This is a genomic window from Acidaminococcus sp. (assembly GCF_057597765.1).
The window spans coordinates 26,026-39,448 of the sequence record NZ_DBMBXK010000010.1; the positions used below are offsets into that span (position 1 = coordinate 26,026).

The 13,423-nt window shown below is 58.0% G+C and carries 12 protein-coding genes; 11 read left to right on the forward strand and 1 reads right to left on the reverse strand.

Annotated features, from left to right (window positions below; genetic code table 11):
* Positions 1-87 precede the first annotated feature (87 nt).
* A complete protein-coding gene (locus ACZOF8_RS07795) occupies positions 88-1,650 on the forward strand; it encodes a hypothetical protein (protein WP_022487864.1) in 1,563 nt (520 codons plus the stop codon).
* A gap of 104 nt (positions 1,651-1,754) precedes the next feature.
* Here ACZOF8_RS07795 and ACZOF8_RS07800 read toward each other — a convergent pair whose 3' ends face one another.
* Complete coding sequence (locus ACZOF8_RS07800) at positions 1,755-2,693, reverse strand: LysR family transcriptional regulator (protein ID WP_487426738.1); 939 nt, start codon at positions 2,691-2,693, stop codon at positions 1,755-1,757.
* Positions 2,694-2,908: 215 nt separating this feature from the next.
* On the opposite strand from ACZOF8_RS07800, the gene ACZOF8_RS07805 reads away from it, so the two are divergent.
* The 10 genes from ACZOF8_RS07805 to ACZOF8_RS07850 all read left to right on the forward strand — a co-directional run bounded on the left by ACZOF8_RS07805 (position 2,909) and on the right by ACZOF8_RS07850 (position 13,268).
* Positions 2,909-4,237, forward strand: a complete 1,329-nt coding sequence (locus ACZOF8_RS07805; RefSeq protein ID WP_022487866.1) for an enolase C-terminal domain-like protein — start codon at positions 2,909-2,911, stop codon at positions 4,235-4,237.
* A gap of 31 nt (positions 4,238-4,268) precedes the next feature.
* A complete protein-coding gene (locus ACZOF8_RS07810) occupies positions 4,269-5,681 on the forward strand; it encodes a GntP family permease (protein ID WP_022487867.1) in 1,413 nt (470 codons plus the stop codon).
* Positions 5,682-5,950: 269 nt separating this feature from the next.
* Positions 5,951-6,910, forward strand: a complete 960-nt coding sequence (locus tag ACZOF8_RS07815) for a hydroxyacid dehydrogenase (RefSeq protein ID WP_022487868.1) — start codon at positions 5,951-5,953, stop codon at positions 6,908-6,910.
* Between the two features lie 45 nt (positions 6,911-6,955).
* On the forward strand, positions 6,956-7,153 hold the full coding sequence (locus ACZOF8_RS07820) for a 4Fe-4S binding protein (RefSeq protein ID WP_022487869.1): 198 nt from the start codon (positions 6,956-6,958) through the stop codon (positions 7,151-7,153).
* Positions 7,153-8,298, forward strand: coding sequence for a 2-oxoacid:acceptor oxidoreductase subunit alpha (locus ACZOF8_RS07825; RefSeq protein WP_154488441.1), 1,146 nt, complete (start codon positions 7,153-7,155; stop codon positions 8,296-8,298). Before ACZOF8_RS07820 ends, ACZOF8_RS07825 begins: the two co-directional genes overlap by 1 nt.
* Complete coding sequence (locus ACZOF8_RS07830; RefSeq protein ID WP_022487871.1) at positions 8,298-9,113, forward strand: thiamine pyrophosphate-dependent enzyme; 816 nt, start codon at positions 8,298-8,300, stop codon at positions 9,111-9,113. The genes ACZOF8_RS07825 and ACZOF8_RS07830 overlap by 1 nt, the downstream gene beginning before the upstream one ends.
* 2 nt (positions 9,114-9,115) lie before the next feature.
* Complete coding sequence (locus tag ACZOF8_RS07835; RefSeq protein ID WP_022487872.1) at positions 9,116-9,646, forward strand: 2-oxoacid:ferredoxin oxidoreductase subunit gamma family protein; 531 nt, start codon at positions 9,116-9,118, stop codon at positions 9,644-9,646.
* A gap of 33 nt (positions 9,647-9,679) precedes the next feature.
* Positions 9,680-11,365: a dihydroxy-acid dehydratase gene (ilvD, locus tag ACZOF8_RS07840; RefSeq protein WP_308664348.1), complete on the forward strand. Its 1,686-nt coding sequence runs from the start codon at positions 9,680-9,682 to the stop codon at positions 11,363-11,365.
* Between the two features lie 58 nt (positions 11,366-11,423).
* On the forward strand, positions 11,424-11,777 hold the full coding sequence (locus tag ACZOF8_RS07845) for a VOC family protein (protein WP_022487874.1): 354 nt from the start codon (positions 11,424-11,426) through the stop codon (positions 11,775-11,777).
* A gap of 171 nt (positions 11,778-11,948) precedes the next feature.
* Positions 11,949-13,268, forward strand: a complete 1,320-nt coding sequence (locus ACZOF8_RS07850; RefSeq protein ID WP_487426739.1) for an acetyl-CoA hydrolase/transferase family protein — start codon at positions 11,949-11,951, stop codon at positions 13,266-13,268.
* The last annotated feature ends 155 nt before the right edge of the window (positions 13,269-13,423 follow it).

The following is a 13,423-nucleotide window of genomic DNA, read 5'->3' on the forward strand; positions in this document are numbered from 1 at the left end:
TAGTACACTAGCGGAGTAAAGCAAAACACAACTGAACGGTCCGGCTGAGGAAGGCGGACCGTTTCGGTTTCTGAGGGGGTCCTGAGGATGACGAAAAAAGTGGCGATACTGGGGAGCAGCGGGGGAAACCTGTACAACCTGGGCGGGAAAGATCCGGCTTCTCTTTTGGGAGAAATGGTCCGGCAGATCAAAGGGGCGGGGATGGAACTGACCGCCATCCAGTTCATCGGGGCGGAAGCCTCCATGGATACGGCCAAACCGGACACCAAAGCGGCACTGTGGACCTGGAACGGGGAAGAACCGAAGGTGGTGTTCCGGGGGACCCTGGAAGAAGTGAACCGGGAAGCAGTGCTGGAAGACGAACGGATCGCCGGGCTCATCGATGAAGACAAGGTGGACGGGCTGATCCTGGCCAGCTGCGACCCCAAAGGCGCCAACCGGGCGGCCCTGAAAGCGGCGGCGGACAAAAAGCTGGCAGCCACCGGTACCGGGGGCACTTCCATGGCTCTGGCCCAGTCCATGGGTCTCAATGTGGTGGCGGTTTCCGGTACCACCGGCACCACCAACCGGACCCGGGCCATTGCCAATGTGTTCGCCCTGGCCAAATTCTGGAAGCTCAGCTACCGGCCGGCCATGAACGGCGGGGTCACCGCCGGGGACGCAGGGGAACAGGGGAGCCTCCTGTCCCGGATCAGCGTCCGGGGGATCCTGATGGCGTCCCTCCCCGGATTCATTGCCATGGCTCTCACCCTGATTCTCAGCAAGGTGCCGGGACTGGAATACTTTGAAAAGATCTTCAACATCATGATCGACGCCCTGCCGGTGATCGTGGCCACGGTGGCCGCCAAACAGGTATCCGGCATGGGGGATGTGGCCATTGTGGCCGGGGTGGTCACCGGGATCCTGTCCGTAAAGGGCGGGCTCATCGGGGGCATCATCGGCGGGATCATCGCCGGGATCCTGGTCCAGTTCCTGCTGCTGAAATGCCTGAAGCTGAACTTCCCTGCCACCACTGCCAATATTGTGGCCGGGGGCGTTGCAGGCCTGGCCGCCGGGCTCCTGATCTACCTGTTCATTGCGCCGCTGGCGGAAGCGGTGGGCAACGGGATCCGCTACGTGATCGACTGGGCTTTCTCCATCCATCCGGTGCTCTGCGGAGGCCTGGCGGGACTCCTGATCTGGCCGGCCATTATGGGGGGCATGTACCATGCGGCCATCCTGCCCATTATCCTGCTGGAAATGGAAAAGACCGGGAACTCCTTTTTGGGAGCCATCGACATGGTGGGCCTGGTAATGGTGTCCGCCGGGATCATGGCCGCCAACATCCTGGCGCCCCGGCGGCAGGACGACCGGGCCCTGGCCATTCCCGGGCTGTTCATCAACATGGCCTTCGGGACCTTTGTGGAAGCGGCCTATCCCTTTATGTTTTCCAATAAAGTGGTGATGGCCGGAGCCATCCTGTCTGCCGGGGTAGGGGGAGTGGCCGTAGGGTACTTCAATGTCCGGGGTACCGCCTATGTGCCCAGCATCGTGGCCCCCACCCTGTCCAACAACGTGCTGGGCTTCGCCTTCTGCATGTTTCTGTCCGCCTTCTGCGCTTTCTGCATCACCGCAGCGGCGAACCGGTTTACGAAGAGTAAAGGGGAATGAAAAAGCAGTGGCACACGTAAAAAACACACGCGTGCCACTGCTTTTTTGTCAATTGACCATTGACGGGGATGTGGCACGCATATTTTTTACGTGCAACATCCCCCTTATTTCTTTGTGATCAACGGGGCCTTTACCTGGAAATATTCGTGGATCAGGTCTTTGTAGTAGAGCATGGCCTTGTTCAGGTAGGCTCCTTTTTTATAGGTAATGCACATTTCCCAGTAAGGGTCTCCGGGGATCCGGTAGTAGGCGATCTTGTCCTGGTATTTGTAGTAGCCGGTGGAGACGATGGTACAGGCCATGTTGTTCTTCACCATGGTGAGAAGGGCCCGGATGCTGGCGCTTTCGAACAGCACATAGGGATGGTAGTCCGCTTCCTTCAGCACCCGGTCGATGATCTGGCGCATGGTGGATTTGGGGAACATGAGTACGAAGGGACTGTCCTTGCACTGGTCCACCGGCAGGTAGGGCAGGTCTTCCAAAGGAGTGCCGGGACGGGCCGGGTCCACTGCCCGGGGACTTTCCCGGGGAATGGCCAGGAGCATGGGTTCCCGACGGATCAGCTCGAATTCCAGGTCCGGGGTCTTCTGTTTCTCCGTTACCGTCACCACCCCCAGGTCCGTATCTCCCCGGCTGAGCCAGTTCAGCTGGTCCACCACGAACATTTCATGGGGCCGGAGGGTGATCCCCGGGAACCGGCGGTGGAACTGGGGATAGGTGGCTACCAGCATGTCGATGCCCCGTTCCCGGGAAAAGGTCAGCCGGAGATCTCCCAGGCTGCTCTGGGCCATGTCGTGGATGATGTTGTAGGCTTCCCGTTTTTCCCGGAGCATGTTCCGGCCATATTCCAGATACACCTGGCCGGCACTGGTGGGGGTCAGGTCATGTTTGTGCCGGACGAACAGTTTGATCCCCAGCTGCTGTTCCAGCTTCAGCAGCTGCTGGTTCAGGGCGGACTGGGTAATGAACAGCTGCTCGGCGGCTTTGGTGATGCTGCCGGTTTCCGCAATCTTCACGATGTATTCGATCTGTTTTAGATCCATCGGGCACACCTCACTTAGAAAAACTTATTTTAGAACTAAAAATAAACAATTTGATTTATGGTAGCATGAAAATTACAATAAAGTCAAACATTGAATCCGGACGCTATTCACAATAGACTGAAAACGCGCAATTTCAGGGAAGCTGTCGGATTGGATCGTCAAGGGCCTGTGACATTGTTGGATACTGTTGGTTATGATCAAGGAGGAGCAAATCAATGACACCCGTAATTACCAAAATGGAAGTTTACCCGGTTGCCGGCAGGGACAGCATGCTGCTGAACCTGAGCGGCGGGCACGCCCCCTATTTCACCCGGAACATTGTAATCCTGACGGATTCTGAAGGAAACACCGGGGTGGGGGAAGTCCCCGGAGGCCCCAAGATCACCAATGCCCTGGAAGAGGTGAAGGACATTGTGGTGGGGACCAAAATTTCTGATTACCGGAACACCCTGCTGGCGGTGAAAGCCCATCTGGACAAGAACGGCGAAGAAGATGTCCGTGGGAACCAGACCTTCGATCTGCGGACCGGGGTCCATGTAATGACCGCCATCGAAGCCCCCTGCCTGGACCTGTTGGGGAAATTCCTGGACATGCCGGTATGCCGGCTGCTGGGCAACGGGCAGCAGCGGGATTTCGTCCGGTTCCTGGGGTACCTGTTCTTTGTAGGGGACCGGAACAAAACGGATCTGCCCTACGACCATGAAGAAGATTCCGACTGTGAATGGTACCGGCTGCGGAACGAAGAAGCCCTGGATGCGGACAGCGTAGTGGCTCTGTGCCGGGCTGCCAAGGAAAAATACGGGTTCAAGGACTTCAAGCTGAAAGGCGGCGTGCTGCCCGGTGACGAAGAAATGAAAGTCATCAAGGCCATGAAGAAAGCCTTCCCGGATGCCCGGATGGACCTGGATCCCAACGGGGCCTGGCTGCTGGAAGATGCAGTGAAGTATGTGTCCGACATGCACGGCATCCTCACCTACTGTGAAGATCCCTGCGGGGCTGAAGGGGTGTATTCCGGCCGTGAAATCATGAGCGAATTCCGCCGGCGTACCGGCTTCCCCACCGCCACCAACATGATCGCCACCGATTGGCGGCAGGTGGGTCACTCCCTGGAAAGCCAGGCAGTGGACATTATCCTGGCTGATCCCCATTTCTGGACCATGAACGGGTCCGTACGGGTGGCGCAGATGTGCCATGAATTCGGCTACACCTGGGGCAGCCATTCCAACAACCACTTTGACATCTCCCTGGCCATGTGCGTCCAGGTGGGGGCTGCGGTGCCGGGCTTCTACAATGCCCTGGATACGCACTGGATCTGGCAGGAAGGCCGGGAACGGCTGACCAAGGAACCCATGCAGATCGTGGACGGCGGCATTAAAGTGCCGGACAAACCGGGTCTGGGTGTGGAAGTGGACCGGGAACAGGTGATGAAGGCTCACGAGCTGTACAAGAAACACTGCCTGGGTGTCCGGAACGATGCCATCACCATGCAGTACCTGATCCCCGGCTGGAAATTCGATGCAAAATCTCCCTGCCTGGTACGGTAAGGACAGGGTTCACGAATCGGAGGAATAGAAAATGGCAGAATCCACACGGATGGTCCTGGGCTTGGGCCTGGGCATCCTGGTCATGATAATCTTAGTCGCTAAAACAAAAGTCCACAGCTTCATCGCCATGCTGATCGCCGCCTTGATCACCGGGATCATCGGAGGCATGCCCATCCTTACCGTGAAGGTGGCGGGCAAAACCACTGTGGGCGTGATCAACGCCATCAGCACCGGCTTCGGCAACACCCTGTCCAGCACCGGCATCATCATCGGCCTGGGGGTCATGATGGGGGCCATCCTGGAAAAATCCGGGGCTGCGGAAAAACTGGCCATCAGCTTTATCAAACTGGTGGGGAAGGGCAATGAAGAATGGGCCCTGGGGGTCACCGGCTGGGTGGTTTCCATCCCGGTGTTCGCTGACTCCGCTGTGGTGATGCTCTGCCCCCTGTGCAAAGCCATCTCCAAGGTAACCGGCAAATCTGTCATCGGCCTGGGGCTGTCCCTGGCCTGCGGGCTCCAGCTGACTCACGTGCTGGTGCCTCCTACCCCCGGCCCTCTGACCGCAGCCGGGATGCTGGGCATCGATGTGGGGCAGATGATCGCCGGGGGTGCCATCCTCAGTATCCCCATGCTGCTGGTGATCGTCCCCTACTGCAAATGGATCGGCAAGAAGATTTACCAGGTGGTCAATACAGATGATGAATACGTCCGTCCTCAGCAGGGCGAACAGGTGAAACTGGCTTCCACGGAACTTCTGGATCAGTTCCTGAACCGGACGGATCTGCCCGGGCTGGCCATTTCCGCGGCGCCCATTGTGGTTCCTCTGATCATGATCCTGACCAAGACGGTGCTGGATCTGATGGGAGCGGACAAGAGTGCCGGGTACTACTACTTTGTGGCTCTCTTTGGCAGCCCCATTGTGGCCCTGATGATCGGGACCCTGATCGCCATTTATGGCCTGGTGCCCAACCGGGATACCAAAGAAGTGCTGAAGATGATGGATGACGGCATCAAAGACACCGGCATCATCATGCTGATCACCGGTGTGGGCGGTTCCCTGGGGTATGTGGTACGGGCTTCCGGCATCGGCAATGTGCTGGGCCAGATGGTTGTGACCTGGCCGGTGCCTGCGGTGCTGATTCCCTTCTGCATCGCCGCTCTCATGCGGATCTGCCTGGGGTCCGCTACGGTGGCCATCGTAACTTCCGCCTCCCTGACCATGCCTTTGATGAGCCAGCTGACCATCAGCCCGCTGCTCATGGCTCTGTCCTGCTGCGTGGGTGCCATTTCCTTCGGGTACTTCACCGACTCCGGGTTCTGGGTCTGGAACGGCATGTTCGGTGTCAGCGACCTGAAAGAACAGCTCCAGTGCAAAACCGCTGTGTCCATGATCATGGCCGGCGTCGGTCTCCTGGAACTGCTGGTGGCCCAGTATTTCATTTGATAAGCGGTTAAGTCTGGAGTCTGGAGCCGCTGGATAAAATTTGCAGGCAAATTTTTCTGAAGCTGGAAAGACTGGAAGGTTTTTATCCTCAGAAGGAACTGGCAGACAGTTCCTTTCCAGGGTCTTCCGACTTCTGACTCCAGACTGCTCAACCGGAGCTGCCAAAGGCAGCTCCTCTGGGAAAGCCAGAGATCCTTCCCTGGTTTTCCCAGAGGAATCTTTCCTGTTGAAATCTCATGACCTTGCAAGAATGTATAGGAGGGGTAAGCATGTATAAAATCCTGGTGCCCAAGGCCCTGAAACCGGTGGCCCGTGAGTTCCTGACCAAAAAAGGGTATGAACTGGTAAGCCCGGAAGCAACGGACGAAGCCACCCTGGCCAAAGCCATTGCCGATGTGGATGGGGTCATCGCCCGGACGGAAAAATACACCAAGACTGTGGTGGATGCCGGGAAGAACCTGAAGATCATCGCCCGGTACGGCATTGGTTACGAAAACATCGATCTGGAGGCCTGTGACGCCAAAAATGTCACGGTGACCCTGGCCCGGGGCTGCAACACCTATTCGGTGGCGGAACATGCCATTTCTCTGATGCTGGCCTGCTTCCGGCAGATCCCCCAGTTCAATACGGAAATCCGGAAGGGCAACTGGAAGAGCCGGGATGCCATCGAGACCCACGAAGCCCGGTACAAGACCTTCGGCAGCATCGGCATTGGGCCCATCGGCCTGGAAGCCGTGAAGATCGCCCATTTCGGATTCCAGATGCGGACCCTGGTGTACGACAAGTTCGTGGACCGGAGCCAGTTCCCGGACTGGGTGGAATTCGTGGATACCCTGGATGAACTGATGGAACAGGCGGATGTGGTTTCTCCCCACCTGCCTCTCAACAAAGGGACCTTTCACATCATCGATGAGGAAGCCATTTCCCACATGAAGCCCACGGCGGTGCTGCTGAACGTATCCCGGGGCGCCATCTGGGATGAAAAAGCCGTGTACAAGGCCCTGAAGGAAGGCCGGATCGCAGCGGCGGGAGCGGATGTGTTCGAAACGGAACCACCTGCTCCGGACATGCCCCTGTTCAGCCTGCCCAACTACATCGGATGCCCCCACACGGCGGCTCTGACGGAAGAGGCGGTGGATGCGGTGGCCATGAACTGCGCCCAGGCCATTGACGACCTGCTGAACGGCCGGGAACCCAAATTTATCATCAACCATCCGAAAAAAGACTGAGTGAGACTGCAGGAAGGCTGCAGCCCGTATATGGGAGGATCGACAATGAGCAAAGAAATCACCATCAACATCAATGACAAACTGTGCAAGCAGTGCGGCATCTGCTCTGCCCTGTGCCCCAAACAGGTGCTGGAACAAAGCTACGGCAGCTATCCCAAGGTGGCTCACCCGGATGCCTGCATCGGCTGCAAGCTGTGCGAACTGCGCTGCCCTGATTTTGCAATTGAAGTGGAGGTCAAATAATGGCTAAGGTAGAAAAGAAATTCATGGAAGGCAATGAAGCAATGACCGCTGGGGCCATTGCCGCCGGCGCCCGTTTCTTCGCGGGCTATCCCATTTCCCCCAGTTCCGAAGTGGCCAAAGCCGCTGCCAAGGAACTGCCCCGTCATGGCGGGATCTACATTCAGATGGAAGATGAACTGAGCTCCATGGCGGCCCTCCTGGGGGCTTCCCTGGCCGGGAAAAAGGCCTTCACCGCCACCAGCGGACCGGGCTTCTCCCTGATGCAGGAAAATCTGGGTCTGGGGATCATGTCCGAACTGCCCTGCGTCCTCTACAATGTGCAGCGCAGCGGCCCCTCCACCGGGGCTGCCACCAAACCGGCCCAGGGAGACCTGATGCAGGCCAAGTACGGCACCCATGGGGACCACAGCATCATTGCCCTCAGCCCCTCTTCCGTACAGGACTGCTATGACCTGTCCATCACCGCTTTCAACCTGGCGGAAAAATACCGGACTCCGGTGATCTTCCTGGCGGATGAAGTGGTGGGACACCTGCGGGAAACCCTGACCATCCGGGAACCGGAACCGGACGAAATCATCAACCGGAAGGCTCCTGCCACCAAGAAACAGTCTGAATTCCGTCCCTATGACTACAGCGGCACGGAAGTGGCTCCCATGGTGGCTGTAGGGGATCGGGACCTGCTCATGCGGACCACCGGCTCCACCCATGACGAAAAAGGAGAATTCTGCCCCTCTCCGGAAAACATCGACCGGGTGACCCATTACCTGGTGGACAAGATCGAAAAACATGTGGACGACATCACCATCACCCGGAAATATCAGATGGACGATGCGGATGTGGTCCTGATCTCCTTCGGCTGCTCCGTCCGCAGCTCCCTCAGCGCCATTGAAATCCTGCGGAAAAAAGGCGTGAAAGCCGGTCTCCTGCAGTTGGTCACCGTATGGCCCATGCCGGAAAAAGAAATCCGGGCTGCTCTCCAGCAGGCCAAAACCGTGATCGTGCCGGAACTGAACCTGGGGCAACTGGCCGGGGAAGTCCGGAAATACAACGACTATGGCTGCAAAGTACTCCAGGCCAACCGGACCGACGGGATCCTGATTACCCCCCAGCAGATCGTGGATGTTTATGAGGAGAGTGAAAAATAATGAAATCTTACAAGGACTATATGCTGTTTGACAAACTGCCTCAAACCTGGTGCGCCGGGTGCAGCCACGGGATCGTACTCCAGTCCATTGCCGCCGTCATGGCGGAACTGGAAGTGGACAAGCATGACATGGCTCTGGTCAGCGGCATCGGCTGCTTCGGCCGGGTGGATGACTATCTGGACATCAACTGCATGCACGTGACCCACGGCCGGGCTCTGGCCGCCGCCACCGGTGTGGCCCTGGGAAATCCGGACCTCCACGTGCTGGTAACCATGGGGGATGGGGACGGCACCACCATCGGGGGCAACCACCTGATCCATGCGGCCCGCCGGAACATCAACGTGACGGCCATCATCTCCAACAACTACAACTATGGCCAGACCGGGGGCCAGTACTCCGGCACCACCCCCACCCACAGCATTACCCAGACCTCTCCTTACGGCCACATTGAACAGAACTTCGATGTATGCAAGCTGGCCATTGCCGCCGGTGCCTCCTATGTGGGCCGGGCCACGGCCTACAACCCGGTGATGCTCCGGAAGCTGATCAAGGAAGGGATGCAGGTGAAAGGGTTCTCCCTGATCGAAGTGATGAGCGCCTGCCCCACCCACTACGGGAAATTCAACAAACTGGGAGCAGCTGCCCACATGATGCAGCTGATGAACGAACAGAGCGTAACTGTGGCCCAGGCAGCCAAAATGAGCGAAGAAGAGCTCAAGGGCAAGATTGTGGTAGGGTGCATGAAGAACGCACCTCGGGAAGACTACTACACCAGTTACAAAAAGATCATCGATGCCAACAGAATTGAGGGATAACCATGAAAAAAGAAATCGTATTGTCTGGGGTCGGCGGCCAGGGCGTAGTTTCCGTTGGGGAAGTCATGGGCCTTGCCTCCCTGAATGAAGAGAACATCAACGCCACCATGAGTGCCTCCTACGGGGCGGAAGCCCGGGGGACCTTCACCAAAACCGACGTGGTCTTAAGCGACGGACTGGTGGGCTATCCCAACGTGGCGGTGCCGGATCTGATCCTGTGCCTGGCCCAGGTGGCCTATGACCGGTATGTGGACAAATTCACCGCTGACACCCTGGTTTTCTATGATTCTGACGAAGTGACCCCCAAGGAAGGGGCCAAAGGCACTGCCATCGGCTATCCCTTCCGGAAACTGGCGGTGGAACTGGGCAGCATCCAGAGTGCCAACTTCATCGCCCTGGGGGCCATGATGAAAAAGACCGGCCTTTTGAAGCCGGAAAGCGTGGAACAGGGCATTGCTAAACGGTTCGCCGGCAAGCAGAAAGTCATCGACAGCAACCGGAAAGCTTTTGAAAAAGGGCTGACCCTGGAATAAGAACGTACCAACCAACGAATTGAGGTAGAATCCATGAGCGGAAATGAACTGAAATACAAGGACAACCGCAGCGGAATCATGGTCAACGGAGTGGGCCGCAGCGGCAACCGGGCCCTTCTGTACAGCATGGGACTGGAAGAAGATGACTTCCGGAAACCCATCATCGGGATCGCCAATTCCTTCAGTGAACTGGTGCCCGGCCATATCCACCTGCGGGAGCTGGCACGGGATGTAAGCGACGGTATCCTGGAAGCCGGCGGCATCCCCCGGGAATTTGACACCATCGCCCTGTGCGACGGTCTGTGCCAGGGCCACAGCGGCATGCGCTATTCCCTGCCCAGCCGGGAAATCATCGCAGACTCTGTAGAGGCTGTGGTGGAAGGGAACCAGCTGGATGCGGTAGTAATGCTGGCCTCCTGCGACAAAATTGTCCCCGGGATGATCCTGGCTGCAGCCCGGATGAAGATCCCCGCCATCATCGTTACCGGCGGCCCCATGCTGGCCGGCAACTGCGACGGGTACACCAACATCTGCCTGAGCAACCTGCGGGAATTCGTGGGCCAGTATCAGGTGGGCAAAATGAGCTATGAAGAACTGCGGAAGATGGAAATGGCTTCCCTGCCTACTGTGGGCTCCTGCTCCATGATGGGCACCGCCAACACCATGAGCTGCCTGGCGGAAGTGCTGGGGCTGACCCTGCCCCGGATGGGCACCTCTCCGGCGGTTTCTTCCGAAAAACGGAGACTGGCCCGGGCCAGCGGCAAACGGATCGTGGCCATGGTGAAGGAAGGCATCACCACCCAGGATATCCTGACCCGTACCGCCCTTTTGGATGCGGTGAAGGCCGTTATGGCCATGGGAGCTTCCACCAACTCGGTGCTCCACCTGATGGCCATTGCCCACGAAGCCCATGTGGACCTGACCCTGGAAGATTTCGACCGGATCAGCCGGGAAGTCCCCTATCTGTGCAACCTGCGGCCTTCCGGCCAGTATGCAGTGGACGTGCTCCATGCCAACGGCGGGGTGCCGGCCGTACTGAAGGCCATCGAAGACAAGCTGGATGACCATATCACTGTCACCGGCCACACCCTGAAGGAAAACATCGCCGCCCAGCCTCTGGTGGAAAATGACGTGATCTTCCCCCGGAGCAAGCCCAAGAACAAAGAAGGGGGCATTGCCATCCTGCGGGGGAACCTGGCTCCTGACGGAGCCGTGGTGAAGGCCAGCGGGGTGAAACCCAACATGCATGTATTCACCGGGATTGCCCGGGTGTTCGACAGCATGGAAGATTCCATGAAAGCCATCGAAGCCGGGGAAATCAAACCGGGTACGGTGATCGTCCTCCGGTATGAAGGGCCCAAAGGGGGTCCGGGCATGCGGGAAATGTTCCTGGTCACCGCCCTCCTGGTGGGCCGGGGCATGGACGAAAGCACGGCTCTTGTGACCGACGGGCGCTTCTCCGGATCCACCCGGGGGCCATGTATCGGCCACGTTTCTCCGGAAGCTGCTGCCGGCGGCCCCATTGGCCTGATCCAGGACGGGGATGTGATCCATATCGACATCCCCAACCGGAGCCTGACCATGGATGTATCCGACGAAGAACTGGCGGAACGGAAGAAACATTTCAAACCGGTGGTGAAGGCCACTTCCCCCATGCTGAAAAAATATGCAGCTTTGGTATCTTCTGCTGACAAAGGGGCTGTCCTTCAGGTAAAATAGAAAGAAAACGGGGGGCGTTCCCATAACAGCGTCTCCCACTTTACAGGAGGCAGAATCCATGGCAGAGAAAATCACCTACAAGCTGAAGCATGTGGGCATCAACTGTGAAAACGAAAAAGAGGCCAAACAGCTGGTATCCCTCTTATGCAGCCTGTTTGACCTGGAGCCGGGCAACGAAAATGACACGCACATCTTCGTTGACGGCATGTTCGAAGTGATGAAGGACAGCACCCGGGGGAAATGCGGGCACATCGCCCTCCAGACTCCCGATGTGGAACTGGCCATGACGGACCTGGCCAGGAAAGGGATTTCCTTCAAGGAGGAAACCATCCGCCGGGATGCTGACGGAAAGGTCATCTTCGTCTATCTGGACGGGGATATCGGAGGCTTTTCCTTCCATCTCACCAAATAAAAAGCGTGAACGACCATCCCTCAATGGTAAGAAACCAACCCCTCTGATGAATGACGCCGGAGCCCCTTTGCCAACGGGGACTCCGGCGTTTCGTGGTATCATTATGAGTGAAGAGTGAAGAGTGAAGAGTGAAGAGTGAAGAGTGAAGAGCGAAGAGCTGGGAGGAAGACTATGCTGGAAAAATATGGGAACAAGGTGATGACGGCGGCGGAAGCGGCCAAGGCGGTAAAAAGCGGGGACTGGGTGGACTTCGGCTTCGGGAACGGGTTCCCGGAACTGATGGATGAAGCCCTGGCTGCCCGGAAGGACGAACTGACGGATGTGAAGATCCGGGGCGGGCTGGTGTACCGTCCCATTATCCACACCATCGACTGCGACCCGGAAATGAAGCATTTCCAGTACTACAGCTGGCATCTGGGAGCCTATGAACGGAAGATGTTCACCGCCCGGCGGCTCCATTTCGTCCCCATGCTGCTGCGGCTGCTGCCGGAAATGTACCGGGACTATCTGAAAGTGGACGTGGCGGTAGTGCCCGTGTCCCGTCCCGATGCCAACGGGTACTGCGGCCTGGGCCTGGCCAGCTACTGCTGGAAGACCATCATGAAGAAGGCCCGGACCGTGATCTTTGAAATCAATGAACACATGCCCACCCTCCAGGGGGTGGACGGGTCCCACCGGGTGTCCCTGGATGATGCGGACATCATTGTGGAAGGGGAACATGCCCCTCTGTGCACTTCCGGCTACCGGACTCCTTCGGAAGCGGATCTCCAGATCGCCCGGAACGTGGTGGCGGAGATCCCCAACGGGGCCACCCTGAGCCTGGGGGTGGGGACCATTCCCTTTACCATTGCCCAGATCCTGGCCCAGTCCGACCGGGAAGACCTGGGGTGCCACACCGGCACCATCAGCGACGCCTTCCTGGCCCTGTACAAGGCCGGGAAGCTGACCAACGCCCGGAAAGAGGAAAAGACCGGCCTGGCCTCCTGGAACCTGGCCAGCGGCTCCCAGGAACTGTATGACTGGCTCCAGGAAAAACCGGAGCTGTTCTATCCGGCGGAAGTGGACTACATCCACAATCCCCGGGTGATGGAGAAGATCTCCAATTACATCAGCATCAACGGCGGGGTCCAGCTGGATCTTATGGGTCAGGAAAATGCGGAATCCATCGGCACCCGGCAGCTGTCCGGGGTAGGAGGCCAGCTGGACTTCCTGGAAGGGGCCTTCCTGTCCCATGGGGGCGCCGGCTACATCTGCATCGAATCCTCCCGGGTGGACAAGAAAGGGGTCCGTCATTCCAACATCGTCCCGGCCATTGCCGCCGGAAGCTCCATTGCCGGTTGCCGGGCCCTGATCCAGAACGTGGCCACGGAATTCGGGGTGGCTCATCTCACCGGCCTCTCCCTGAAAGAACGGGCCCAGGCCATGATCGCCGTAGCCCATCCGGATTTCCGGGAAGAACTCCAGGAGTATGCGGAAAAGACGTTTTGTTAAGGCCGTCGTCCGGCGACCTGTCAATCAGGAGTCAGGAGTCTGAAGTCTGGAGCCCAATGATAAATTTGCAGGCAAATTTTTGAATGTGTAAATCGGACTCGTCGTGGCCGCACAACCGACAGCCCGCCAAATCATCGATTGACTGTGTATTCTGC

What these genes read in the sequence shown, in the direction of transcription:
- ACZOF8_RS07795 (WP_022487864.1), top strand. Translation starts at nt 88, where the DNA reads ATGACGAAAAAAGTGGCGATACTGGGGAGCAGCGGGGGAAACCTGTAC.
- ACZOF8_RS07800 (WP_487426738.1), bottom strand. Translation starts at nt 2,693, where the DNA reads ATGGATCTAAAACAGATCGAATACATCGTGAAGATTGCGGAAACCGGC.
- ACZOF8_RS07805 (WP_022487866.1), top strand. Translation starts at nt 2,909, where the DNA reads ATGACACCCGTAATTACCAAAATGGAAGTTTACCCGGTTGCCGGCAGG.
- ACZOF8_RS07810 (WP_022487867.1), top strand. Translation starts at nt 4,269, where the DNA reads ATGGCAGAATCCACACGGATGGTCCTGGGCTTGGGCCTGGGCATCCTG.
- ACZOF8_RS07815 (WP_022487868.1), top strand. Translation starts at nt 5,951, where the DNA reads ATGTATAAAATCCTGGTGCCCAAGGCCCTGAAACCGGTGGCCCGTGAG.
- ACZOF8_RS07820 (WP_022487869.1), top strand. Translation starts at nt 6,956, where the DNA reads ATGAGCAAAGAAATCACCATCAACATCAATGACAAACTGTGCAAGCAG.
- ACZOF8_RS07825 (WP_154488441.1), top strand. Translation starts at nt 7,153, where the DNA reads ATGGCTAAGGTAGAAAAGAAATTCATGGAAGGCAATGAAGCAATGACC.
- ACZOF8_RS07830 (WP_022487871.1), top strand. Translation starts at nt 8,298, where the DNA reads ATGAAATCTTACAAGGACTATATGCTGTTTGACAAACTGCCTCAAACC.
- ACZOF8_RS07835 (WP_022487872.1), top strand. Translation starts at nt 9,116, where the DNA reads ATGAAAAAAGAAATCGTATTGTCTGGGGTCGGCGGCCAGGGCGTAGTT.
- ilvD (WP_308664348.1), top strand. Translation starts at nt 9,680, where the DNA reads ATGAGCGGAAATGAACTGAAATACAAGGACAACCGCAGCGGAATCATG.
- ACZOF8_RS07845 (WP_022487874.1), top strand. Translation starts at nt 11,424, where the DNA reads ATGGCAGAGAAAATCACCTACAAGCTGAAGCATGTGGGCATCAACTGT.
- ACZOF8_RS07850 (WP_487426739.1), top strand. Translation starts at nt 11,949, where the DNA reads ATGCTGGAAAAATATGGGAACAAGGTGATGACGGCGGCGGAAGCGGCC.